The sequence below is a fragment of the Hwangdonia lutea genome (assembly GCF_032814565.1).
Classification (GTDB): Bacteria; Bacteroidota; Bacteroidia; order Flavobacteriales; family Flavobacteriaceae; genus Hwangdonia; species Hwangdonia lutea.
In genome coordinates this window covers 1,812,866-1,838,333 of record NZ_CP136521.1, presented here as the reverse complement: position 1 = coordinate 1,838,333, position 25,468 = coordinate 1,812,866, and the positions used below count along the sequence as shown (strand labels likewise).

Sequence of the window (25,468 nt, the reverse complement as noted above, 5' to 3'; positions counted from 1 at the left end):
ATTCGTTACTGTTTTATATTTGAAAAAAGCCAAGGTAAAAATTGAGGTTCAGCAAAGGCTGAATCCCAACTATTATGATTATCGTTAGCGTATAAAGTAAAATTTGGTTTGCCGCCGTTTTTAAGCATGCCTTCAACCATATTAACCGAGGCCAGTGGATTTACAACATTATCGTTGGCGCCATGAAACACCCAAAACGGTGTTGTTTTGGCATAAGCTTTGGTAGCTTCGGGGTTTCCGGCACCGCAAATACTAATTGCTGCGGCAAAAAATTGTGGTTTTCGGTAAACCATTTCGAAAGTACCCATACCGCCCATAGACAAGCCACCAATGTAAATTTTGTTTTTATTTACGTAGGGTTTCGCGCTTATCTCGTCCATCAATTGCATAACCAAGTTGAGCGGTTTTGTGGGTTCGATATCTAATGGGAATTCAATTTTTAATGGGTTTGTGGACCTATCTATTCGGGCGTTTGCCCAATAACTGTTTTTAGGGCATTGCGGAAAAATTACGATAGCCGGAAATTTTTCTCTGTTTTCATCGGAAGCAAACAATTTACTGCCATGCACCAATTGTGCCTTATTATCGCTTCCGCGCTCACCAGCTCCATGAAGAAATAATATGATTGGATATTGCTTGGAATCGTCAAAGTCCTTTGGCATCATCATGCGATATTGCAAGGTATCAGATTGACTGATATAAAGTTCTTTTGAATACATAGCCTCATGTTGTGCAGTCAACATATTTGTTGCTCCAATAAAAATTAATATTAAAATGTTTTTTGAATGTTTACCCATTATGTCTTTATGTTTTAATAATTAAATCCTAGTTTATCCAGTCCGTTTTTCACATCGGTGTTTTGCATAAATAAATTCCACAGCAATCCTGTTCTGTGGTTTTCAATCATAATAATTTGTGGGCCTTGGTCGATAGCTAAATAGGTATCGGTCACCCAAAAATTATAATGCGGACTAAAGGCATCGTAAAAACCTGCCGGCCCCAATAATTTATCTTTGTTCTGATAAAGATAATGCATAACTTCTAAAGATTCTGCCGGTGTATAGGGTATCGAACTTATGGCTGCCGTTGGTGACATAACACCTTTATCGTTTGATGGACTGTGCGCTGAATAGCCTCTAGAGCCATCGGCATTTCTGGAGTAACTTGCCGTTAAACCCCAACAGTCTGCGCCGTAATCTACATAGTTTTTAGGATTGGTAATGCAATATTGACGATTGATTTTAGTATGATTCACAACAAGATTCCAATAATTACCGTATTGATCGCTTAAGTTTTTAGGGTTTAAACCCAAAAAGGAATAATGGCTAAAAAACAAGGGGCCACCAAAATTAGAACCGCCAGCGTGATTTAATACTAAAGGAATACCGTATTGCGAAGCCGAAGACACAATGCCACCGTTATTTGCCCACCCGTCTTCATAATCGGTTTTGGTAATGCTGTAATCCGGTGACGCTGCTGCCAATATATAGGTAATAAGTACTTCGTTATAGCCGCGAAGTTTTAAATTGATGTCAAACCCATAATTCGGGCTCCAGTGCCAAAACAAAGCCTTTTGGTTTTGTGTGTACCAATCCCATTCGATGCCTTTCCATAAAGCATCGGCTTTATCGGCCAGTGCTTTTTCTTCAGTTGTTCCGTTTTTAAAATACTCTTTTACGCACACCAATCCTTGTGCAAAAAAAGCGGTTTCCACCAGGTCGCCGCCGTCATCTTTGGTACTAAACGGAATAACGTTTCCGTTGGTTCCATTAATCCAGTGTGGCCACGCGCCGTGAAAACGGTCGGCGGTTTCAAAAAAACCCAATATTTTATTCAGCCTTGCAACGCCTTCTGCGTTGGTAATATAGCCTCTTTCAATACCCACCAAAATACTCATCAAACCAAAACCCGTACCGCCAGTAGTTACAACATTCTGATTTAATGTGGGTTCTTTGGGATGGTAGCGCTCTCTAGCCGCACCAGAATTTGTTTCGGCAAAATCCCAAAAGTACTTAAAGGTTTCTTTTTGTACCAGATCCATCATTTCGGTATCTGTTAGTTTTTCAACTACAGGGTCGTCGTCATTAGGGTCATAAGGTTCTTGATACCCTGGGCCGTCATTCCCTGCACAGGATAATATCAAAATAAAAAATATTATGCACCAAGACCTCATCTTCATGGTTTGTTATATTTGAATCCGAGTTTATCGAGCCCAGATTGGACATCAGTATTTTTCATAAATAAATCCCATAGCATCTCGGAGCGGTAATTTTCTATCATTACCGGAATTGGGCCTTGGTCTATGGCCAAATAACGCGGCAAATACCAATTGTGCTCTAAGCTAAAGGCATCGTAAGGGCCATATTTTCCTATTAAGGAATCGTGGTCTTTGTACATTTTTTTTAGCATTTGCATACTTTCTTTAGGCGTATAGGGGAACGACGATAAAGCCGCCGTTGGCGAGATAACCCCAAAGTCGTTACCAGGTCTGTGTCCTTTGTAGCCTTTTACCGAATAGCTTGAGGTTAGTCCCCATAAGCTATCTCCATAACCCTTATAATTTTTAGGATTATCGACCGCGTATTTATAATGGATTTTAGCTTGATTTTGCACCAGGTTCCAATAATCAGCATACTTATCCGATAGCCCTTTTGGATTTAACCCCAAATAAGAATAATGTGCCCAAAACATGGGGCCAACAGGAGCTTTGTTGTGCTCGTAATAATTTAGAATCAAATCTTCGTCGTAAAATTTTTCGTTTGATACAATGTCACCATTTTTAGCCCATCCTTTATGATAAACCGAGGGTTCTATAGGATGCGTTGGCGATGAGGCCGCCAAAACATACATGATTAAACATTCGTTGTAGCCGCCAACTGGAAAATCCATCTCCCAACCAAATTCTGGAGACCAATGCCAATACAGCACATCTTCGCCGTTTTTGGTGTACCAATCCCATTCTACTTCGCGCCAAAGTTTATCGATTTTGGCAACAAGGACCTGTTCTTTTTTATTGCCATCTTTAAAATATTCGGCTACCGTGAGCAGACCTTGTACCAAAAATGCGGTTTCAACCAAATCGCCGCCATTGTCTTTTTTACTGAATGGCATTGCTTTACCCGTTTGTCCATCCAACCAATGTGGCCATGCGCCGTGGAATCGATCTGCTTTTTCAAGAAAATCTACTATTTTCTCAAATCGTAAAAAGGCCTCTTCCTTGGCAATATACCCTCTTTCAACACCTACCAATATGGCCATTAGGCCAAAGCCACTTCCGCCAGTTGTAACAGTGTGTTTGGGCGATGTTGGGTAAACACCGTCAATATGCAAACGCTCGCGGGCGAGACCGGAATTGGGTTCTGCGCCTTCCCAAAAATAATTGATGGTTTGCTTTTGAATCGTGTCTAACAAAGCGTCGTCATCTAACCATATATTGTTTACCGAAGTAGTTGTCGTTTCAACGTTTTTGTTGTTGTTTTTGCAACTGAAGCTGAAAAACAACAGCAAAAAAGATATTAGAAAAGTAATGTTTTTACGAAAAAAGGTCATAGAAATGTGTTCATTAATTTTAGCTGCACCTTATGATAAAGTGCAGCTAAAAATTCAACTAAATTAAAAAAAACTAACTCAACTAGACTGCTATTAATCAGTCATTATAGCTTGAATCTCCGATTGAGTAAGGGTCTTATTGTAAGTATGCAGTTCGTCTAGAAAGCTTAAATCGGACTTGTGATTCCAGCCCGTAAAACGCGGTGCCCCGGACATGATTGACATAACATCGCAGCCTGTCCAATCTACTCCTGTTATATCGCTTTCTTTTACCGCCTCGCCGTTGATGTAAACAATGGCTTTGGTTGGCGAAATGGTAAAGGCCAAGTGTACCCATTCGTTGGCCGTAGGATCGACATCGGCGGCAGTTCCGCCATCTACCCAAGTATCAGCAGTTCCGTTACCAACATTCAATTTAAAACGTTGCATGCCACCAGCATTTTCTCTAAAAAACCTAAATCCGCTTTTTCTGTTATTTTGTGTATCTGGATAACCTGCGTTTTCTGTGTCTTCTGGCCCAATGACCAAAACTCCTGCACGGTCTGGTGTTGCATTGATTTTATGCCACATGGTAGCGCTAAAGTTTTCGCCCAATAAGCCCGTGGTTGGTACCGTTAAATAAGAATCTGTGGCACCGGCATAGGCGTCTGCGCCTTTTTTTGATTCGCCTGCAAGACCGGGCGTACCAACCTCTGTTGCCGTGGCACCAGTTACCCAGTTTCTAAAATCGCCTTCAAAAGGCATGTAAACGGTTTCGCCATCGGCTGGTTCATACGGGTTGGTAACTCCTAGGATATTTTGTATTTCGCTTTGCGATAAAGCCACATTGAAGAAACGCAACTCGTCCATAAAACTATGATCGGATTTGTGGTTCCATCCCGTAAAACGTGGTGCGCCGGACATGATAGACATAATATCGGTACCTGTCCAATCTATTGGGCTTTCCAAAGCACTTTCTTTGGCCAAAACACCATTGATATATACCCGCGCTTCGGTTGGCGAAATGGTAAGTGCTATACTTGCCCATTCGTTTTTATTGGGGTCGATATCTGAAGCAGTGCCGCCATCTACCCACACGTTTTTGGTTCCGATACCAACATTTAGTTTGACACGTTGATTGCCACCGGCATTTTCCCTGAATAACCTGAACCCTGCATTTCTATTATTCTGCTTTTCTGGATAGTCAGGGTTATCGAGATCTTCTGGTCCTACAACCAAAATACCTGCCCTGTCTGGAGAGGCATTGACCTTGTACCAAAATATAGCCGAAACCTCACTGCCAAATTGCATTGGTGCGGTAGGTAGTGTTAAATAAGAATCTTCGGCACCGGCATAGGCGTTGTTACTCGCCAAACCTTCGCCTGCAAAACCTGGGTTACCAACTATTGTTGCTTTGGTTACAGTGATGAATTCGGTGTAATCGCTCTCGAAATCCATGTACACAACTTCATTGGCAAAAAGAGGTACGTAAGGTGGTTCTTTTTCAAAATTGGCCGTTGCAGTGGTAGATTTACCACTGATATCTGTAGCTACAATTTTTAGTTCGTGTTGGCCTGTTGTAACATTATCAAAAGGTACTTCGGCAATAACTTTTCTATAATCCAAAAAATCACCGCTCAAAGATTTAATTTGATTATTGTTGATAAGTACAGCTATGTTATCTATCTCAATATCATCTACCACTTGAAATTCAATATTTATAGCCACTACAGGGTCATTCACCTTAATTTTTGTACCATCGGTAGGATATTTTAAGGTTATCTCTGGTGCCCCGGCATCAGCACCAGGGGCAACTTCGGTTATTGGATCGATATTATTATTATCGCATGCCGTAAAAATTAGCGATACCAATAATAAAGTCATTATTCTTTTTAATATAGTCTTCATAATTTTTTAGTTGTTGTTGTTAGCATATTCCCTGAGGATGAAACTCTGCTCCAATTGTGCCAAAGGATAAGGCAAATAAGCTTTGTCCATGGTAAATGTTCTTCCGTCGTAACTTAATTCGTTGGTTTTTTCCAAACGAACCATATCTGCGTATCTTATACCCCATTCCATGGCGAACTCAGCAAATTTTTCGTCTATAACGTCTTGACTCGTGGCGCCGTTTATTGGTGATAATCCGGCCCTTTGCCTTACTTCGTTAATAGCACTATCTGCTGAACCAGCATTACCAGTAGCGCCTCTGGTTAGTGCTTCGGCATACATAAGCAACACTTCGGCATAGCGAATTACCGTATAGTTTTTATTGGTTCCATAACTTGTTCTGCCCGGAGTAAGTTGAACTGAGGGCAAGTAATGTTTACCACTGGCGAACATGGCCCTAGAGTAATCGTTTATACGGTCTCCGTCGCGTGTTGTGTTGTTTACGAACGAAGGCATATTTGTATAACCGGCTGCTTCGAGTTCGGCTATACCCCTGTTGGTAAACAATACACTGGTTTCCAAACGAATGGTTTCATCTCTATCCAGCATAAATTTAATATACTTTAAACTAGGCTCGTAAAAACCCCATCCGCTACTAGCGCCGGCCACCGCAGGTGTCCAGTTTTGTGACCCGTAAAACGCGTATAAATGTCCGACGTTATCTCCTGAAGATTGACCAAAATCTGAATATTGGATTTCCAGGATATTCTCCCTGCTCAATTTTCCAGGGATTTTAAAGAGATTATAGAAATCGTCGAACAATTCAAATTTGTTGGAATTTATAATCTGCCCTGTGGCATCGGCGACGCCTTGATAGTTTTCTAATTCTAAATTTGCCATGGCCTTTACCGTTAAGGCTGTATATTTTGTGATGCCTCCGGGCAAATCGTTTCTATCAACCGGATGGGCATCCAATAAATCTGGGACAGCCTCATCCATTTGATCCGATATCCATTGCATCAACTGGTCTTTTGGCAATACTTCAATTTGGGTTTGATCGGGCGACGCAATTTTATATACATCTCCAAAAGCGCGTGATAATTGTAATGTGATAAAGCCGCGTAAGGTTTTGGACTCTGCGATATACTGATCGATTAAATTGGCATCGACACCATTCTCTTTAAATTGTTCCAATTGATCTATTTGTACGGTAATCTGCAACACGTCTTGAAACCAACTGTTCCAAAGGGAATTGTACATCCAATAATTATTGTCGTAGATAAAATTATCTGTATCGGCAAACCCTTGTTGGTCTCCCAAACCGCCGGCATTTACATCGTCGCCCCTTACAGATAAAAGTGGTACCTGTTCCCACCCTAAGCTTTGGAACGTGCGGTACGACCCTACCAAGGCCCCAAATGCGCTTTCTTCGCTTGTATAGTCTATGTCTCCTTGTTGAACAACAAGTTCTTGTTCTTCGTTTAATTGTTCACTACAATTCCATAAAAACATGGGTAGTGCCAATAAGGTAATTTTAATTAAAAATGATTTTGTTTTCATATGTCTTTCTTTTAGCAATTTAAAGTTTCACATTAAGCCCAAACGAGTAGACCGCTGGCACGGGATATGTTCGTAAATCGATACCATCAAACCCGACTTCGGGGTTAAAGCCATTAAAGCTGCTGGCCCATTGGAACGGCCTATCGGCAGTTAAGGTAAATCGCATCTCTGGCAAATTATTATGTTTTAAGGTGTACGCCAGTTGAATGTTTTGAATTCTGAAAAAGTCGCCTTTTTCCAACCAAAACCCAGACATTCTTTGATTCCATAATTGTCTATACCCTTCGGAAGATGGGAATGCATTTGTAGTACCCTCGCCGTGCCATCTGTTTATGGCCAGTTCTGCATCAATGTTACGCCCTTGTGTACGGATTACCTCTGCACGGTTTCTATTAAGGATAACGTTGCCACCCTGACCATAAAACTGTGCGGACACTTCCCAATTTTTATAATTTAAACCCAAGTTACCACCGTAGTAATATGTTGGTACGGGCGCTCCTATATAGGTTCTGTCGTTCGCATCCAGTAAGCCGTCTGGCTCCAAATCTTTATACTTGAAATATCCGGGTTTAATTTCTATGCCCTCTGCAATTGCTGCTTGGGCCAATGGATCGGCCGCAATTTCTTCAGGAGTTTGATAAACACCGTCTGTTTGCCAACCATAAAAAACGTTAATTGGTTGTCCAACGGCCAAACGTTGCCTAAATTCCGCACTACCGCGATCGATGTGTGGTTGGCCTTCCAAATCCGTGATTTCGTTATCGATAGAACTAAAGTTTCCAGAAACGGTAAACCCTAAATCTTCTGTAATCTTGCCTTTGTACGTTGCCGCAATTTCAAAACCTTTATTCCGAACACTACCAACGTTTTGTTGGCTCACATCTGTACCAACCAAAGGCAGTACGGGAATGGCTAAGTTTTTTGTGTCCTTTATAAAGTAATCGGCTTCTAGTGATAGGCTATTATCAAATAATTTTGCTGTAAGCCCCACGTTGGCCTCTTCGGTAAACTCCCAACCTAAATCATCGGCATTAGTAGAAAACGAAAAGCCATTGATTAAGGTATCATCAAAAACCGTAGAAATGGTATTGGCGCTTTGGGGGATACTTGCAGGTACGGCATCATTGGCCAACCTGCCCCAACCAGCCCTGAATTTCAAGAAATCGATAAACTCAGTGCCTTTCATGAAGCTTTCCTCAGAAGCTACCCATCCTAAACCAAAGGCAGGTAGGTACACGTAGGTTTCTTCGTATTTATTACTGCCTTCGGCCCTAAAAGTGGCATAAGCAATATACTTGTCTTGAAACTTATAAGATGCTCTACCAAAATAGGAAAAACCATAGGCTACGCTTCCGCCGTCGTAAGAAATTCTACTGTCTTCTGCAGTGTTTGATATATACCAAGTCTTATCGTTATTTCTTACAAAAGCAGCTCCTGGATCAAAATTACCCCTTGTGCCAAAGCTTCTGAAATAATCATCTCTATAAGATGTTCCTGCCATTAACGTAAAGTCGTGATCACCAAGAGTGTTGCTATAAGTCAATACATTATCTAAAATGTAATTTTCTTGAACCGAATTGTTTCTGGTAATGGACGATTGTTCAATTGTTCTTTGAAAATTGTCAGACACAAAATACGGCAACAACACTATTCTCTCGTTGTTGTTTCTGTTGTTGTAAGATAACGTGGTTTTAAAATTTAATTTTTCCGGTATTAGGCTTATATCTGTATAAATATTGATTGTGCTTCGGCGACGCTCGCCTCTTCTATCGGAATTATCCAGCAAAGGGAAAGGGTTTTGGCTTCCTCTATATCCAATTTCCCTAGCATCTGCATAGGGCAAAGGATCGGCATCGGTAAAATTAGAATCGAATACCGGTAAAATGGGCACCGCATAATAGGTTAATTGCCATGCAGAACTTTCGTCGTCGTATTTAATGGCCCTACTGTTTAAGAAATTTGCTCCAACTTTAAGCCAGTTGTTAACCTTAGCATCTATTCGCGCCCTTAAATTAAAACGCTTGTAATCATTCTTCATGTCTAAAATACCTTTCTGCAGCAAGTAGTTGCCCCCAACGGAATAAGCTATAGATTCAGTACCGCCGTTAATTTGTAGATCGTGGCTGTACATGGGCGCTTCCCTTAACACCTCTTTATACCAATCTGTGTTTACATTTGGGATGTTGGGGTTAACCCTGCTCCTGCCGAAACGTTGAAAGGCATCGTCTATACTGGCTATTTCGGAAGCTGAACCCGACTCTAAAGCAAATGTGGTAAACTGTTCCGCATTGGCCATTTTTAAAATGTTTTGCGCTCTTTGAATACCATAATTTGTGGTGTACTCTATTTGCGCATCCCTGTTGAACTTACCTCCTTTAGTGGTTATTAAAACCACGCCGTTAGCGGCCCGTACTCCATAAATGGCTGCGGCCGAGGCGTCCTTTAATATTGACAAATCTTGGATTTCTGAAGCGTTGAGGAAATCGATATTGTTGTAAAACATACCATCGACAACGAATAGGGGCGCCGAATTTCCGAATAAAGAGTTGATTCCCCTAATGTTGATTTCCGGTGTATCGCCCGGAGACCCCAAGCTACTAATTTGCACACCAGCAACTTGCCCTTGAAACCCTTGCACTACTTGAGACGCCTGGACTTTTTGTAGTTCTTCGGGCTCAATAGTTACAATGGCACTGGTTAAATCGGCACGTTTTTGCGTACCGTAACCTACCACTACAACCTCGTCGAGTGCAGCGATGTCCGGTTGCAACGAGATGTTGACCGTGGTTTGGTTTGTAATGGTTACAGATTGCGATTTAAAGCCCAAAAAGCTGAACTCCAAAACTTCGCCGCTTTGCACCTTAATGGAATAGTTCCCATCAAAATCTGTACTTACACCTCTACTTGTCCCTGTTACTATAACACTTACACCTGGCACGGGTATATTGTCTTCGGCACTTACTACAGTACCGCTAACTAATATTTCTTGTGCATAAGCATGAACTGAAAATAGAAAAATTAGTAATAAAGTAAGTCTTGTTTTCATATAGTTTGTTTTGAATGTTAGTTTGTACTAAATTATAAACTATATGAGTGCCAGTCAAAAAATGGCTTACACAAAAAATACGTCATACATCAAAAAAACAATAAAAAACGCTTATTGACGTATGTTATGAAGAATGATTTTAACTAATTATAAAGGGTTTAAACACAAAATGACGTAGTATTGACGTAGTAAAATGAGAGGCGTTATACACTCTCTTATTGGAAATTTCGCAAATAATCTGCTAAAGATTTGTCGTTTTCTAAATTTAACTTGCGTTTTAATCGATATCTATGAGTTTCTAGCCCTCTTATTGACACATTCATTAATGGCGCAATTTCTTTAGTTAACAAATTCATTTTTATGTAGGCACATATCTTCAAATCTTTATGTGTTAATTGCGGATATTTACTTTTCAATTCGTTAAAAAATTCTTCATGCACTTGATTAAAGTTGTATTCAAACAATTGCCATTCATCTTTATGTCCAATGGAATTATCGATTTTTCGCAATAATCTTTTGTAGGCTAAACTGTTTTCAAAACCTATTTTATTTTTAGAAATTTCATTTTTAATCTCAAGCAAAGACTCATTCTTTTTAACTAAGGACATTGCTGTATTGGCTAGTTGCTTGCTTTTTAGTTTTACTTCGTTTTTTAAGGATTCATTTTTTAACTGAACTATTTTCTTATCGTTTTCAATAGCTTTTTCTTTTAACAATGTTTCTTGTTCTATTTTTAGTTTTTCATGCAGCGCATTTTGCTCTTTGTTTATTTTGCGCTTATGGAGTCCGTAGGCCAATAGACTAATCAACAATCCCGTAAAAAGAAAAAACAAACTGTTTTTGTACCACGGTGGCAAGACCTTTAATTTCAATGTTTTTACTGAAGATACATCGCCAGAAAGGTTAGTGGCTCGAAAATGTACGCTATAATCGCCATTACTCAAATTAGACAATTCCAGCCTTTCACTATCCATTTGATACCAATTTAGGGAATCTGAATTGGATATGGCATATTCGAAAAAATGATTGCTTGAATTTGGCGACGATACAGATATACTGATTTTTTGATTGAATGGGAATTCGTAAGCATCAGCCGGATTTATATCAAATAAACTTTTATCTACTTCAATGTGCTCCAAAATCGGTTCTTGAGGCAATGTGGCTTGACGCACATTTTCGGCTTTATTGATAAGCATAAATCCGTCGTACAGATTTAATGCGTAAATGGAATCGTTAATTTGAGAAATGCTTTCTCCTCCTACCACTAATCGGTCTTTAAAAATTTTATTGGGCAACTCTAAATTAGTGTTGCCATTTTCCAAAGAAACAAAACTGATTCTGTCCGTTTTATTTTTTGTGACCAATAAATCTAAATAAGGCTCAGAAATAATATTTGTGTCTTGACCAAAAGTATCGTTTAATAAAGTGTTGGGTACAATGCTATCTATCAAGGCTTCATACTTTTGCCACCCTTGATTGGTTTTAAAGCATATATCGTTTTTTATATTGTAAACGCGTACATTATAATCAGACCAAAGTCCTTTATTTTTATAATTTTCAACGTCTACACTGTCATAAGTTTCATCAAATTTTATTCTATACAATCCTTTGTAAGCATGAGCCGCCCAAGCCGTAAAAGCATCTTCGAAAACCAAATATTTAATGGGTATGGTGGTTCCGCCTAAATGAACCGCTTGCCATTCTCCATTTTCATATTTATACCTTACCAAACCCGCATAAGTGCCTTGTATATATGTATTGTTGGCTTCGGGGACTTTTTTAAGCACCCATCCGCCCGTAGCGTTGGAAATTTTTTTTAGCTTTTTATCTTGTACAAGAAAAGTTCCGTCATTGTGTCCACAAAACAGTTCGCCATTTATTTCTTTTAAATTCCAAACTTGCCCTTGCGAGTTTTCAACAAATTTTAGTCTGTCATTACCTTCTTCTAAATAAAACAATCCTGTATTACTGGCTATATACAGAACCTTTTTATATTTTATTACATCGTAAACAGCTCCCAATTCGCCAGAATTGTCATTGTATAATACATGATTATAATTTAAATCTACAAGTGCAATTCCATTATCCAAGCCCACCCATAATTTATTATTTTTTCCCAGACCAAGATTTAAGACCGTATTGTTTAACAACCCGTTTTCTTTACTAATATGAAACAATACGTTGCCTAAATTATTGGTTATGTAAACACCGTTTTTTATGGTTCCGAAAACCATATTGCCATTATCCAACTCTAAAAAGCTATTGAGTTGTTGCTCTTTAATTATTGTATTTATTTGAGGTTTCCATGCCTTCAAGGTGTTGTTATTGTACAAATAGCATCCTTTTAATGCGGTAGTAATAAGTAATTTATTTTTAAAAGATGAAATGGAAACAATCTTTGTGTCGTATAAGGCATCACCATTAATAAACGGAATCAAAACATCATCTCGCAACATATATATGCCATCCTTCAAGGTGGAAACATAGACCTTGTTATTTACAACGCTACATGAAATTATAGTTGACTCCGGCCTTACTTTTGATATTTTCCCATCTTTATATATGTATAGATTTGCAAATGATCTAAACAAAATGGCGCCATTGTGGTGTAATATTTGCCAAAACTCTTCATCTAAAGATTTTTCCTGTTCCTGAAAATTGCTTAAAGACGTATAAACCAATACGCCTTTTTTGTTTTTTTTCCAATACCCAAACTCTTCGTAAGACCCGGTGTATATAACATTATTGTATGCCATTACGGATCGGATAATCGTTTTATTTGGAAGTTGGTAAAAATTCCATTTTAAACCATCGAACTCTAGCAAGCCTTTGTCGTTAGCAACGTATAACTTACCGTTGTCGGCAAATGATATATCCCAGTTTTGGTTTCCTGCATTAAACTCCGTTAAAGTGTAATTTTGAAAAAATGGCGCATATTGTGCGTAAGAAGCATTAAAACATAATACTATTAAGATTAAAAAAAATATACTTTTATATTTCACTAAAACCACTAATTAACAACTTAAATGAAGAAAAATTTGATATAAACAAATCTAAACAATTTTAAAACAAATTATTTTAATTAAAAAACGCCTTGAAGAATTGCAAAAAAATTTAGTGCAATTAAGGTTAATCCAGAATGTCTGTAATTTGATAATACGACATATATTTAAAGGTTATTGTATTTTATGGTGTGATAAAACTGAATCTGCAAAAATCAAGGAGACTTAAAAATGAGGCTTTATTCTTAAAAACAAAAAAACACCATCAATACTGCAGTATTGATGGTGTTTTAAATTGCTATCCTCAGTTTAGATTATTTATCCGATAAGGATTCTAATAAAAAAATGATTCTATTTTTTTATTATTTTAAAGTTACTAATCCCTAAGTCGTTCTTAACCTTTACAAAATATAGCCCATTTGTTAAATGAGAAACATCTAATTCTTTTCGCTCTACGCTTACCTCATCATCGAAAACAAGCTTACCAACAACATTGTAAATTTTTACTTCTGAAGCGCCCGATGTGCGTATATTTAATATGTTCTTTACTGGGTTAGGGTATAACTTTGTTCCATTGATTGCGGTTGACAGTTCCTCTACACTTAAAGCGTTAAATGAATCTGTACTGTCGGATAAGTCTTCTATACTAAATCTTTTAAACTTAATTTTAGTGTAACCATCAGATTCATATAGCAGCCCTATTTTTCCATCGGGTAAAATAGCAAGAGATGAATAGGCTGAGAATCCTGTTTGGTATAATTTTGAATATGCCCAGGTTTGCCCTTCGTCATAACTAATTCTTAACACTCCATCTTGCCTTCCAGATGTGCTCGCAGGATTACTGAATAATATACGATCTTTATCATAACCATCTAAAGTAGAGGTGTATCGTAAAATATTTCCTTGACAGATAGGATCAATCAAATCGGTATCAAAAGTATAAGGTTCCCATGTTGTTCCTAAGTCTGAGGTATAGGTAACAAGACGCCTACCTGTTCCGTAGTGGTTTCTTGAATTTATCATAATTCTGCCATCATTTAATTCTACAATGGTGTTTTCATCAAATTTATTAAAGCTATTAGTTGCCGATCGATTCCAGGTCGCACCGTGGTCTGTACTGTAAATCAATCCACCATATAAGGAATCAGTATTTCCTCCTCTTACCACGCCTATTGGAATTACCAAGGTGCCGTTTCGTAATTGTATACCTGTACCTGCTGATGCCCAGTATGACCTATCGCCTGGTTTATAAAGCGATGCTGTTAAATCTACTGGTGCAGACCAAGTTAGGCCATCATCGTCACTATAAACGTAGCGAGACCTTAAGGTATTTGGGCTATTTGGATCTCCATCTGAATTCCATATATTATTTACGGTGGAATAGGCATAAAAAACGAATATTCTTCCTGTATCTCTATCAACTACAGTACAGGCATCACCACCGTGGTCTGTAGAAATTGTTATTGGACTACCCCAAGTAGCACCATTATCGGTACTTCTTCTAACTACCATATCAATATCTCCCGGTACATCAGAAGCATCCTCATAACGTGCATCTGCAATAGCCAATAAGTTTCCCGCAGTTGAAGTTACCAAAGAAGGAATTCTGTAGGTATGCGGTGTACCATTCGATGAGGCTGGCACGCCATCACCCACGAATAAATCTATATCAACCTCCGGGGTTAATGCTGTTAATAGTGGGATAGCGGCACTCACGACTATTGAAAAATCTATAATCTCACCATCTGTAAATGTATCACAGGGATCTATTGCAGGTATTGTACTATTAGAAGAACGCATGGCAATACGCATAGTTGAATTACCTAAAACATCAACAGTTCCAATGTTTTTGTTCGCAAACTGAAGATCTTCGGTAGTATTAGCGCCGGTCCAACTAAAAACACTTTCGCCTGCATCAGAAAAATCACCGTCTTGATTTTTATCAATCCATATATGCACACGTTTGTTTGCTCCTGCACTAGGGTTACCAACACCAAAATTAAATCGATATGATTTTTCGGCATTTAAAGCTACATTGCTATCAGTGACATTTTCGTAACCCACATTCGTAGAAACATGATTTAATAGGTCTCCATCGGATACATCGGTAATTTTAAAATAATCTAAAAAGCTTGTAGTAGATGCTGCCATTGATGTTGGATAGCAAGGCCCCGAAGGAGGAAGCTCAAGGATAACCCTATAGTCTTTAACTTCGCCACCCGTAAAATTATCACAAGGCCCTATGGCTGATATGGCACCATCTGCAGCAACCAAAGCTACCCGCATTCTAGTGAGTCCTGCGTCTATTACTGGACCAATATTTTTACTTGAAAAACCAAGATCGGAACCTGTATTAGCACCAGACCAGCTAAAAATTAATTCACCCGCATCATCGAAATCGCCATCTCTATTCATATCAATCCATACATGTAATCTCTTGTGTGTCGTTGCAGTAGGATCGCCTACACCTATATTAAAGCCAAATGAGGTATCCGTCATTAACGTAGCATCAGTACTCGTAATATTTTGATATCCTACATTTGAAGAGGCATGATTTATAAAAGCACCATCGCCAGTACCGGCCGTAGAAAGTTTAAAATTATTGATATAGCTTGTTGACGATACGGGTATTGTAGGCTCACAATACGTTGGTGGTGGCGTTAAAAAAATACTTATTTTATAATCTTGAACTTCGCCACCAGTAAAACTATCACATGGTGATATAGGGCCTATGGTACCATTTGCTGCAACCATAGCTACTCGCATTCTGGTTTCTCCTTCTGCAATAACCGGACCTATGTTTTTGTTTGAAAATCCGAGGTTAGAACCGGTATTAGCTCCACTCCAGCTAAACGTTAATTCGCCAGCATCATCAAAATCACCATCTCTATTCATATCAATCCATACATGAACTCTTTTGTGTGTAGTTAATCCTGGATCGCCAACCCCAATATCAAATCGATAAGCCGTGTCTGAAATTAAATTAATCTCGGTATCTGTAATATATTCGTAGCCCATATTTGTAGACGCCCGATTTAGTACAGCGCCACTATTAAGCTGCAAATTATTAATAAAGCTTGAAGCGGTTTGCGGAACCGTGGGAGTGCAATACTGCGCATAAGATACACTCGCAAAGAGCAAGGCGACCATTATGCCAAATGTTTTAATGTAGTTTTTCATCATTTTGCGTTTTTTTAAAAGTGAGTTTATGATTACAATATGTATTATGTATAACATATTAGGCAATGTTCTCAAAATTAGACATTAAATATGTTTATGAGGTGTAAATTTTAATCAAAAAAGGGCGTTATTTATAGCAGCGAATTATTAATCATCGATATTCTGTGCAAAATATTAGACGAATTGCTATTGCTAAATTATAGGAAGATATGCTGTGAGGGTTTTTTTTAATACCTCATAATGAAGGGAATAGTGTATTTAAAATTTACAAAAACCCATAATATGTCAAATCTAAACAAAAAACGTATTCTTTAAGCCTCATTCTCACGAGTCGCGACCTCTTCCTTAAGTGTTAATATACTCGGAAAAATCATGGGCACCAACCCCTTTACAGGCTCGTAAAGCACAGTATCATTTACTTGTTCTTCGTCAACAAACGTAATGGTACTATTCATTTTATCAAAAATATTCAATACCACACTTAAAATAAGCGCTATTTTTATAGCTCCAAAAACACCGCCTAAAAATTTATTGATAATACCAAGCGCGGCAAAGTCCGCTAATTTGGTTAGTGCCTTTCCTGCTAAGGCAATAGCCAAAACTATAACCACAAAAGTTATGGCAAAAGCGACAATATTTATGGTTTTTTCATTCCATTCTACTTTGGTCTGTAAAAAATCGGCAGCAAAATTACTAAAATGTATAGCGCCATAAACACCTGCAACCAATGCAATAAGTGATGCCACCTCAACAAAAAAGCCTTTCAAAAAACCGCGAATCAGCCCATATAAAATTAAAGCAGCTAACACAATGTCTATAACACCCATAAATAAAGAATTTTAACAAATATAGTAACACTTAGGTTTATTAACTTTGCAACTTTAAAAATATTATGTCAAGAGACGAACAATTAAAAGAACGCTGGAGTCTGGTGGTTAAAAAACTATCCGATCAGTTTGCCGATGGAGACCTTCTAGATCTCGACGCTATTATATATTTAATAGGCGTGCAAGAGCTCGGGCAGTTAAACAGAACCTTTAAAAAAGACCAAAAACTCGATTTAATGCACATTGCCATTTGTAAGTTACTAACGCCCTATGGCTATTACGAACTCGATTTTGTTGATGATGAGGGCTGGCCGCATTACAAAACCTTAGAAACCCTACCGCATCTCAAGGCGGGCGAACAAAGCATTTTAATGAAAGAAGCCATTGTAAACTATTTTCTAGAAACCCATTATATCGTGTAAATTATTTGGGCGTTACCATTCCCGATAACTATCGGGAGGTCGGGCTTACGGTAGTCGCTTTTTTGTGTTGCATAGGTGCAACAACACAAAAAGAGCTTCAACAATACCTTAATCCCTAACGCAGTTCAAGTAAAAAATATTAAATTTGCATTCATTTTTTAAATGACGTTATGATAGATAAGATAAAAGCACTTATAGCCGAGGCCGAAACTTTTAAAGCCCAATCAAAAGAAGAGGTAGAAGCGTTTCGTATAAAATATTTAGGCTCCAAAGGGTTGCTTAAAGGGTTCTATAGCGAACTTAAAAACGTGGCAAACGATCAGAAAAAAGAATTTGGCCAAACCATAAACACCCTAAAAAAAACAGCCGAAGATAAAGTAAATGCCTTAAAACAAGAGCTGGAAAGCAAAGAAGAAGTAAAAGGTATTTTTGGCGATTTATCACGCCCCGGCGAACCTATTCAAATTGGAGCGCGCCACCCTATTTCTATCGTAAAAAACCAAATTATAGATATCTTCGCCGGCATTGGTTTTAATGTTAGCGAAGGCCCCGAAATTGAGGATGATTGGCACAACTTTACCGCGTTAAACTTACCGGAATACCATCCGGCTCGCGATATGCAGGATACGTTTTTTATTCAAACCAATCCCGATATTTTACTGCGCACACACACCAGTTCGGTACAGGTGCGTTACATGGAAAACAATAAACCGCCCATTCGAACCATTTCTCCGGGTCGTGTTTACAGGAACGAAGCTATTTCGGCACGTTCGCACTGTTTTTTCCATCAAGTGGAAGGTTTGTATATTGATAAAGACGTGAGTTTTGCAGATTTAAAACAAACCCTTCAATATTTTACAACCGAAATGTTCGGGAAAAGCAAAATACGCTTGCGCCCGTCGTATTTTCCATTTACAGAACCAAGCGCCGAGATTGATGTGTATTGGGGACTGGAAACCGAAACCGATTACAAAATCACAAAAGGCACCGGTTGGCTGGAAATTGGTGGCTGCGGTATGGTAGACCCCAATGTATTGGAAAACTGCAAAATCGATTCCACTGAATATTCAGGATTTGCCTTTGGCGTTGGTATAGATCGTATTGCGATGCTATTGCACCAAATTGGCGATATTCGTTTGTTAAGTGAAAACGACGTTAGGTTTTTAGAGCAGTTTAAAAGTTCAATCTAATTGCTTTTGTCATTCCGCACCTGATGCGGAATCCACTTTAAAACTTCAATTTAAAAGATTCCTGCCTTTGCAGGAATGCCGATTATGAAAAAAGATATCCAAATCCCCGAAGTAAAAAACGTTTACATCGCTATTGTAAACGAGTACAACGACATTTACAAAACCCACGATTGGAATGCTTACATCATTAACGATAAAGAGGTTGATTTAGAGATGGTACTTATTGTTACAAGCGGTTATTCCAAAGACAAAACAACTTCTATTTTTAGAAAAAAACTAGACAAGCTGCCTAAAAAAAGCTATGCTAAAATCGAACTGATGCAAGAAGACTTGTTTGAACTAAATAACACCTTCAAAGTCTCTTTTTTTGAGGGCAATACCATGTTTGATAAAACCTATTTGTTTAGAAAAAACACGATTAATCTTAAAGCTTTACAGCCTGTTCCTTTAATGGAAGTAAAAGGTGTTTTAGTGAAATAGCAAACACCTCTATTTTTATGATGTTAACCACGACTTTTGCGGATAGGTGCGTTAGGGATTGAACGGTTCGCCTGCGCTCACCGCAGGCTAAATGTTTGAGCTCGCCGACGAAGGAGGAAGCGAGTAGTGAAAGCCCGACCCTTGTGGTAACGCCCAAAAACAATTTAGCGCTTTAAAGTAACGTGTCCCGTAAATTTTTGCCCGTCTATTACAACAACATACCAATAATCGTCGGTTGGCAATTGTTGGTTGTTAAACGTGCCGTTCCATGAAAATGAACTGTTTCTCGAACTTTTTAAAAGCTTTCCGTATCTGTCAAAAATAAAGACTTGTGAGCTTGCGTAATATTCGATACCTTTTAAATTGAAGGCATCGTTATCGCCATCGTTATTTGGTGTAAAAAATTTAGGTATATAAAAGTGTAAATACGATTGCGTAGTGATGAATGAGCAATCGCGATCTTTTACATAAATGGTATATAAACCACCATCAACATTAAAAAAAGTGTTGTTGGGCTGGAAGATGTTTCCGTTTAATGAATACAACAAATTTCCGGTGTTTGAGGTAGCATTGACAATAATATCGTTGCCATCGGACGTTACATTTTCTATTACCGGATTGTTAATTTGCGTAACGGTTATGGTTTTTGCAACCGAGCAATTATTGTTGGTGACCTGTACGCTATAAATCCCTGGCGCGTTAACAGTAATGGTTTCGGTAATTTCGCCAGTGCTCCACAAATATGAGGTGGCATTACTGGCATTGGCCTGTAAATCCAGGGTTGTGTTTTCGCAAAACTCAAGGGTTTCGTCTTGTACTTGCGGAATTGGATAATAGTTAATTTCTACAGCGGTTCTTGAGGTTGAAATACAATTCCCGTTAACGGTTTCAGCTTCGGCATAATAGATGCCCGAAACACCATTTGGGTTATATACGGTACTATTTGCTTGAAGAAGGTTTCCGCCAACAGAGGCATCGTACCAATTAACCCGCACGCCTATTGGAACAGTTACTGAAAGTGGTGTATCGTCATTTTCGCAAATCATTAAATCACCATTACTTGTTGGCGCATTGGGAAGTGGAATGACTTGAATTTCGAATATTTCGGAGGTAGAATTACACGAATCGTTTGTTAAATTAATGGCATCTTCTGCAATTTTTACTCTGTAAAATGTTGTGCTGTTTATAAGTGAAGTGGTGTAACTTTGATTGGTTTCCCCCGCAATATCAATCCAATTTATGCCATCTGAACTTTCTTGCCACTGATAAAAATGAGTTGAAAAAATAGCAAAATCTGGAATTGCCGTTAATTGTGTGGCATAGGGCAATTGGTCTTCGCACACAAAGGTATTTATGTTATTTGCTGGGTTCTCAATAATTACGGCATCGCCACAAGATTTAAACACAATATCATCAATAGCCAAATCGTTTCCGCATCCGCCAACACCATTGTTCAGCATCTTTAAAATCACCGATGTTTGAGCCGGCAAGGTTTGAAACACCAAAGCATATTGTAACCAGTTCGGGCTTGATGTTCCGTTTATATCTCCTGTATCGCCGCTTGCCAAAAGATTGGTGTCTGTGTTGTCCCAAATTTCAAATTTCACATTTATGGGAATGCCGCCATTGGCACACTGCGTTGTGCTGGGCAGCAAATTAATCATCCACGACGAGAACTCGTAAGTGGTGTTTTCGCATAATCCGCTTATCGTAGTTCTGTAAAATTCTCCAGCGGTATAATCGGCATTAACCACTAGCATTCTTCCGTCTGTATCGTTCGGCGTATGGTCTTCAATATCATGCCAATCAAAAAAATTAGTGTCGCTCGAAACGGTGTAAAACCCATCACTCGGCGATCCTCCTGCAAACGTGTATGATGTTGTTCCTGCAGGTAATGGCGAACTTGTTGTTCCCGTACCAAAAGTTTCGGTAAAAATAGGGTCGCCGGAATTTCCGCTACAAAACCCCAATTGTGCTTGTAACTTAAAGACCACTAGCATAAAAACAACTAAACTGAGTATTTGAGTTTTCTTTTTGATAAATGTTACAAATAGTTATTAAGTTGCTAAAAATAACAATAAAGCTAACTATATTAGTAAAAAAAGGGTTTAAATAGATGAAACATCCATAACAAAGATATAACGCACAAGTAAATTATTAAATGGATGCTACATACAACCTAAAAAAGCAATAGAATAAAGGCATGAAATCGGCTGATATATTAAAACAAAAGTTACACCGACCGTTTGAATACCCCAAACGCCCTTGGAAATTTTACCAAGAATGGAACAATGCCGTTTTTTTACATTGGGAAGTCGATGAAACATTGATTGAACCCCTGCTTCCAAAAACCATTCAATTGGATAGCATTAACGGAAAAACATGGGTGAGTTTAGTGGCTTTTAACATGAATAATATTGGTGTAAAAACTTTGCCGAAAATACCTCATATTTCTGATTTTTACGAAATAAATATTCGAGTTTATGTGGTTTGCAATCATAAACCAAGTGTTTACTTTTTAAGTATGGAAGGCAGTAAACGCTCGTCTTGTAAAGTGCTAAAAGCATTGTCAAAATTCCCGTATCGCTATTCGAAAATGAAAAGAAAAGGCTCTATTTTTCAATCGAAAAATGCCGAGTTTAATGATGCGTTTCACCTTGAATATCGATTAGAAAATGATTCTGTTAAAAAAGACAAAACCGATTTGTGGCTCACCGAACGCTATGCTGTTTTTCAAGATTATAAGAAACACATTATTGAGTACGATGTGCATCATGTGGAATGGCCTATGCAAAATATAATGATTGAAAACCTAAAAATTGACTACCCGAGATTTAATCACCTTCTTGATAACAAACCTGATAGAATACACTATTCAAAAGGAGTTAAGGTATTGACTTGGAACAGGAAAAATTTGCCAATGCATTAAAAATCATCAAATAAATGAAAACAGAATTTAAACCCTATTACGCCGTAATTTTCACCTCAACACATCCTGATAACTTTCGGGATGAAAACATTGATGGCTATTCTGAAATGTCAGAAAAAATGGAAATCCTCGCCAAACAACAGAACGGTTTTTTAGGAATGGATAGCGCGCGAAACGCCGTTGGAATTACAGTGAGTTACTGGGACAGTTTAGAAGCTATAAAAAACTGGAAACAGCAAAGTGAACATGTACAAGCACAACAAAAAGGACGACAAGATTGGTACAGTTGGTATAACGTTAAAATTTGCAAAGTAGAACGCGAGTATGAATTTAAAACCACCTCGTCTTCAGATTTTTAATAAATCTGAATCCACTCCTCCTTTAAAAAAGAGGAGAGTTTAAAAAGAAAGCATATTAATAATTAGAACTAAATTTAGAATTGAAAGTCGGAAGGGTAAAAAAACATGAGCAAAATTCACAATCATAAATACTTAGAAGAGCGCCGAAAAGAATTGCGAAAAAACTTAACTTCGGCTGAAGCCGCATTATGGAAGTATCTTAAAGGAAAGCAACTTGATGGAAGAAAATTCAGAAGACAACATAGTATTTTAAATTATATTGTCGATTTTTATTGCGCATCTGAAAAGCTGATTATTGAGTTAGATGGTGCGTATCATCTAGATTTTTCTCAACAAAATTATGATTACGAAAGAACACAGAATTTAGAAAAGTTGGGTTTTAAAGTAATTAGATTTGAAAACAAATTAATTTTTGAGAATATAACAGATGTGCTAGAGAAAATTTGCAGTTGTTTCAAAAATTAAACCACCTCGACTTCAGTCCCTTTTCGGGGGACTGAATCCACTCCTCCTTTAAAAGGAGGAGAGTTTAAAATAAGAACTATTTATTTTAAGTGTACTAAGCATTTAAATAGAAACAAAAAACAAACTCCTTCCCTTTATAAGGGAAGGTGGCTTTGATTTCACTATAAGAAATCAAAGGCGGAAGGGTTAAATTAATCTTAAGACACATCTAAACACAAACGCTTAGAGTATATATTTTTAAGTGACACGATTAACAAACTACATAAAGCGCCATAAAATTAAATCAGTAATTATAACTGTACTTTTGGTTGTCTATTATTTTTGTTTACCAAATCAACTTTTTAAAGATCCTACCTCAACCGTAATTACAAGCTCAAACAACGAATTGTTAGGGGCGCAAATTGCCAAAGACGGGCAGTGGCGATTCCCTGAAAACGATTCCATTCCCGAAAAATTTAAAACCTGCATCATTCAGTTTGAAGACGAGTATTTTTATAAGCACCCCGGGTTTAACCCCATTTCCATCTTTAAAGCGTTGCGAGATAATATAAAATCTGGCAAAGTTACACGTGGCGGAAGCACCATAACACAACAGGTTATCCGATTGTCTAGAAAAGGCACACAACGCACCTATTTTGAAAAATTAAAGGAAATTATTTTAGCCACAAGATTGGAATTTCGAGATTCTAAAAACAAAATCCTATCCTACTACTCAAGTCATGCCCCTTTTGGCGGAAATGTCGTGGGCCTCGATGCGGCATCGTGGCGCTATTTTAATAGAAATGCAATGCATTTATCGTGGGCAGAAAGTGCAACACTTGCCGTTTTGCCCAACGCCCCAAGTTTAATTTATCCCGGGAAAAATCAAGAGCGTTTACTAAAAAAACGCAACCGGCTTTTAAAAAAGCTTTTGGATAAAAATATTATAGATTCGCTAACTTATAATTTATCAATTGTTGAAAGGTTGTCGCAAAAACCCTATCCGCTGCCACAAACCGCACCACATTTATTACAAAAAACAGCTAAATCCTATAACGGGAAACGCATCCAAACGACTATAAGCGCACAACTTCAAAAGCAAGTCAATAGCATTGTAAAAAGCCATTACAAAAAGTTAAGTCAAAATGAAATCCATAATGCTGCCGTTTTGGTTTTAGATGTAAATACCCGACAGGTTTTAGCGTATGTGGGCAATACACCAACAGATAAAACGCATCAAAATCATGTGGATATTGTTAATAAACCCCGAAGCACAGGCAGTATTTTAAAACCCTTTTTATACACTGCCATGTTGGATGCCGGAGATATATTACCACATACTTTGGTTGCCGATGTGCCTTCGCAATTTGGAAGTTATAACCCTGAAAATTACAATAAAACCTACGATGGCGTTGTGCCGGCAAGTCGTGCCTTATCGCGGTCTTTAAATGTGCCTTCGGTTAGAATGTTACAGGAATTTGGTTTGGATAGATTTCATCATTATTTAAAACAATTGCAGTTAAAAGATTTAAAATATAATGCCAATCATTACGGACTGTCTTTAATTCTTGGTGGTGCCGAAAGTAATTTGTGGGATTTGTGCAAAAGCTATGCGGCATTGTCGTCAACCTTAAATCATTTTTCTGAAACGTCTTCTGAATATTTTTCAAATGAGTTTTGCGAACCTACTTTTTTAGCTTCTGAAACTGTTGATTTTGGAAAGAAGACAACCGATAAAACCTTATTTGATGCCGCTTCCATTTATTTAACTTACAATAGCTTAAAAGAAGTAAACCGCCCCGAAAGCGACGAGAGTTGGGCTTTTTTTGATGGTTCTAAACAAATCGCTTGGAAAACAGGAACCAGTTTTGGGTTTCGTGATGCTTGGGCTATTGGCACCACAAAAGATTATGTTGTTGGGGTTTGGGTTGGCAATGCCGATGGCGAAGGACGCCCTGGTTTGGTTGGCGTAGAAACCGCTGCCCCTATTTTGTTTGATGTGTTTGATCTGTTGCCAAATAGTGATTGGTTTGCTGAACCTTTTGACGAAATGCAGGAAATAGAAATATGTAAAGAAAGCGGCCATCGTGCATCACAAAATTGCAAAAATGCAGAAACTCAATTCATTCAAATAAGTGGTTTAAAAACAAAACCTTGCCCATATCATGTTTTAATTCATTTGGAAAAAACTGAAACATTTCAAGTCAATTCTTCCTGCGAAAGCATTGGTGATATCGTCCATAAATCTTGGTTTGTTTTACCGCCTTTAATGGCCTTCTATTATAAAGCCAAAAACCCGTTTTATAGACCGTTACCAAAATTTAGAAATGATTGCTTGGGCGGTAATACCATGTCTATGCAGTTTATTTATCCGAAAGAAAATAATAGTATTTTTTTACCAAAAGATTTTGATAGCAACACCAACGACCTCGTTTTAAAAATGGCACATTCCAAACCTGAAAGCACATTATTTTGGTATTTGAATAATCGGTTTTTAGGAAGTACCAAAGACATCCACGAGTTTGCCATAAAACCCAAAACAGGCAAGCACTTAATTACTGTGGTTGATGAATTTGGAAATGAAGCCAAACGATGGGTTGAGATTTTAGAATAA

Annotated in this window: 17 protein-coding genes; 7 read left to right on the top strand and 10 right to left on the bottom strand. The window is 38.0% G+C overall.

What is annotated here, in order from left to right; translation table 11 throughout:
- Positions 1–5 precede the first annotated feature (5 nt).
- The 9 genes from RNZ46_RS07925 to RNZ46_RS07885 form a co-directional block, all read right to left on the bottom strand.
- Entirely contained in the window at positions 6–797 is a 792-nt protein-coding gene (locus RNZ46_RS07925) for a carboxylesterase family protein (RefSeq protein WP_316984843.1), read from the bottom strand.
- Positions 798–811: 14 nt separating this feature from the next.
- Complete coding sequence (locus RNZ46_RS07920; protein WP_316984842.1) at positions 812–2,173, bottom strand: glucoamylase family protein; 1,362 nt, start codon at positions 2,171–2,173, stop codon at positions 812–814.
- Positions 2,174–2,175: 2 nt separating this feature from the next.
- Positions 2,176–3,549, bottom strand: a complete 1,374-nt coding sequence (locus RNZ46_RS07915; RefSeq protein ID WP_316984841.1) for a glucoamylase family protein — start codon at positions 3,547–3,549, stop codon at positions 2,176–2,178.
- 93 nt (positions 3,550–3,642) lie between these two features.
- Entirely contained in the window at positions 3,643–5,436 is a 1,794-nt protein-coding gene (locus RNZ46_RS07910) for a LamG domain-containing protein (RefSeq protein WP_316984840.1), read from the bottom strand.
- A gap of 6 nt (positions 5,437–5,442) precedes the next feature.
- Entirely contained in the window at positions 5,443–6,975 is a 1,533-nt protein-coding gene (locus RNZ46_RS07905; protein ID WP_316984839.1) for a RagB/SusD family nutrient uptake outer membrane protein, read from the bottom strand.
- A gap of 19 nt (positions 6,976–6,994) precedes the next feature.
- A complete protein-coding gene (locus RNZ46_RS07900; RefSeq protein WP_316984838.1) occupies positions 6,995–10,021 on the bottom strand; it encodes a SusC/RagA family TonB-linked outer membrane protein in 3,027 nt (1,008 codons plus the stop codon).
- 215 nt (positions 10,022–10,236) lie between these two features.
- Positions 10,237–13,023 (bottom strand): helix-turn-helix and ligand-binding sensor domain-containing protein, encoded by a 2,787-nt coding sequence (locus RNZ46_RS07895; RefSeq protein WP_316984837.1) that lies wholly within the window; start codon positions 13,021–13,023, stop codon positions 10,237–10,239.
- A 351-nt stretch (positions 13,024–13,374) separates the two neighbouring features.
- Entirely contained in the window at positions 13,375–16,206 is a 2,832-nt protein-coding gene (locus tag RNZ46_RS07890) for a GEVED domain-containing protein (protein WP_316984836.1), read from the bottom strand.
- 308 nt (positions 16,207–16,514) lie between these two features.
- Entirely contained in the window at positions 16,515–17,030 is a 516-nt protein-coding gene (locus RNZ46_RS07885; protein ID WP_316984835.1) for a CvpA family protein, read from the bottom strand.
- A gap of 65 nt (positions 17,031–17,095) precedes the next feature.
- Between RNZ46_RS07885 and RNZ46_RS07880 the strand changes: the two genes are divergently transcribed.
- From RNZ46_RS07880 to RNZ46_RS07870, 3 genes are all read left to right on the top strand, one after another.
- Positions 17,096–17,452, top strand: coding sequence for a hypothetical protein (locus tag RNZ46_RS07880; RefSeq protein ID WP_316984834.1), 357 nt, complete (start codon positions 17,096–17,098; stop codon positions 17,450–17,452).
- Between the two features lie 170 nt (positions 17,453–17,622).
- Positions 17,623–18,642: a phenylalanine--tRNA ligase subunit alpha gene (pheS, locus tag RNZ46_RS07875; protein ID WP_316984833.1), complete on the top strand. Its 1,020-nt coding sequence runs from the start codon at positions 17,623–17,625 to the stop codon at positions 18,640–18,642.
- 84 nt (positions 18,643–18,726) lie between these two features.
- On the top strand, positions 18,727–19,122 hold the full coding sequence (locus tag RNZ46_RS07870; protein ID WP_316984832.1) for a hypothetical protein: 396 nt from the start codon (positions 18,727–18,729) through the stop codon (positions 19,120–19,122).
- A gap of 164 nt (positions 19,123–19,286) precedes the next feature.
- Here RNZ46_RS07870 and RNZ46_RS07865 read toward each other — a convergent pair whose 3' ends face one another.
- On the bottom strand, positions 19,287–21,122 hold the full coding sequence (locus RNZ46_RS07865) for a T9SS type B sorting domain-containing protein (RefSeq protein ID WP_316984831.1): 1,836 nt from the start codon (positions 21,120–21,122) through the stop codon (positions 19,287–19,289).
- Between the two features lie 203 nt (positions 21,123–21,325).
- On the opposite strand from RNZ46_RS07865, the gene RNZ46_RS07860 reads away from it, so the two are divergent.
- The 4 genes from RNZ46_RS07860 (at position 21,326) to pbpC (ending at position 25,468) form a co-directional block, all read left to right on the top strand.
- A complete protein-coding gene (locus tag RNZ46_RS07860) occupies positions 21,326–22,051 on the top strand; it encodes a YqjF family protein (protein WP_316984830.1) in 726 nt (241 codons plus the stop codon).
- A 14-nt stretch (positions 22,052–22,065) separates the two neighbouring features.
- The gene (locus tag RNZ46_RS07855; RefSeq protein WP_316984829.1) at positions 22,066–22,410 is read left to right on the top strand and encodes an antibiotic biosynthesis monooxygenase family protein; all 345 of its coding nucleotides are present in this window, start codon (positions 22,066–22,068) and stop codon (positions 22,408–22,410) included.
- A gap of 105 nt (positions 22,411–22,515) precedes the next feature.
- Positions 22,516–22,875, top strand: a complete 360-nt coding sequence (locus tag RNZ46_RS07850; RefSeq protein WP_316984828.1) for an endonuclease domain-containing protein — start codon at positions 22,516–22,518, stop codon at positions 22,873–22,875.
- 241 nt (positions 22,876–23,116) lie between these two features.
- Positions 23,117–25,468, top strand: coding sequence for a penicillin-binding protein 1C (gene pbpC / locus RNZ46_RS07845; protein ID WP_316984827.1), 2,352 nt, complete (start codon positions 23,117–23,119; stop codon positions 25,466–25,468).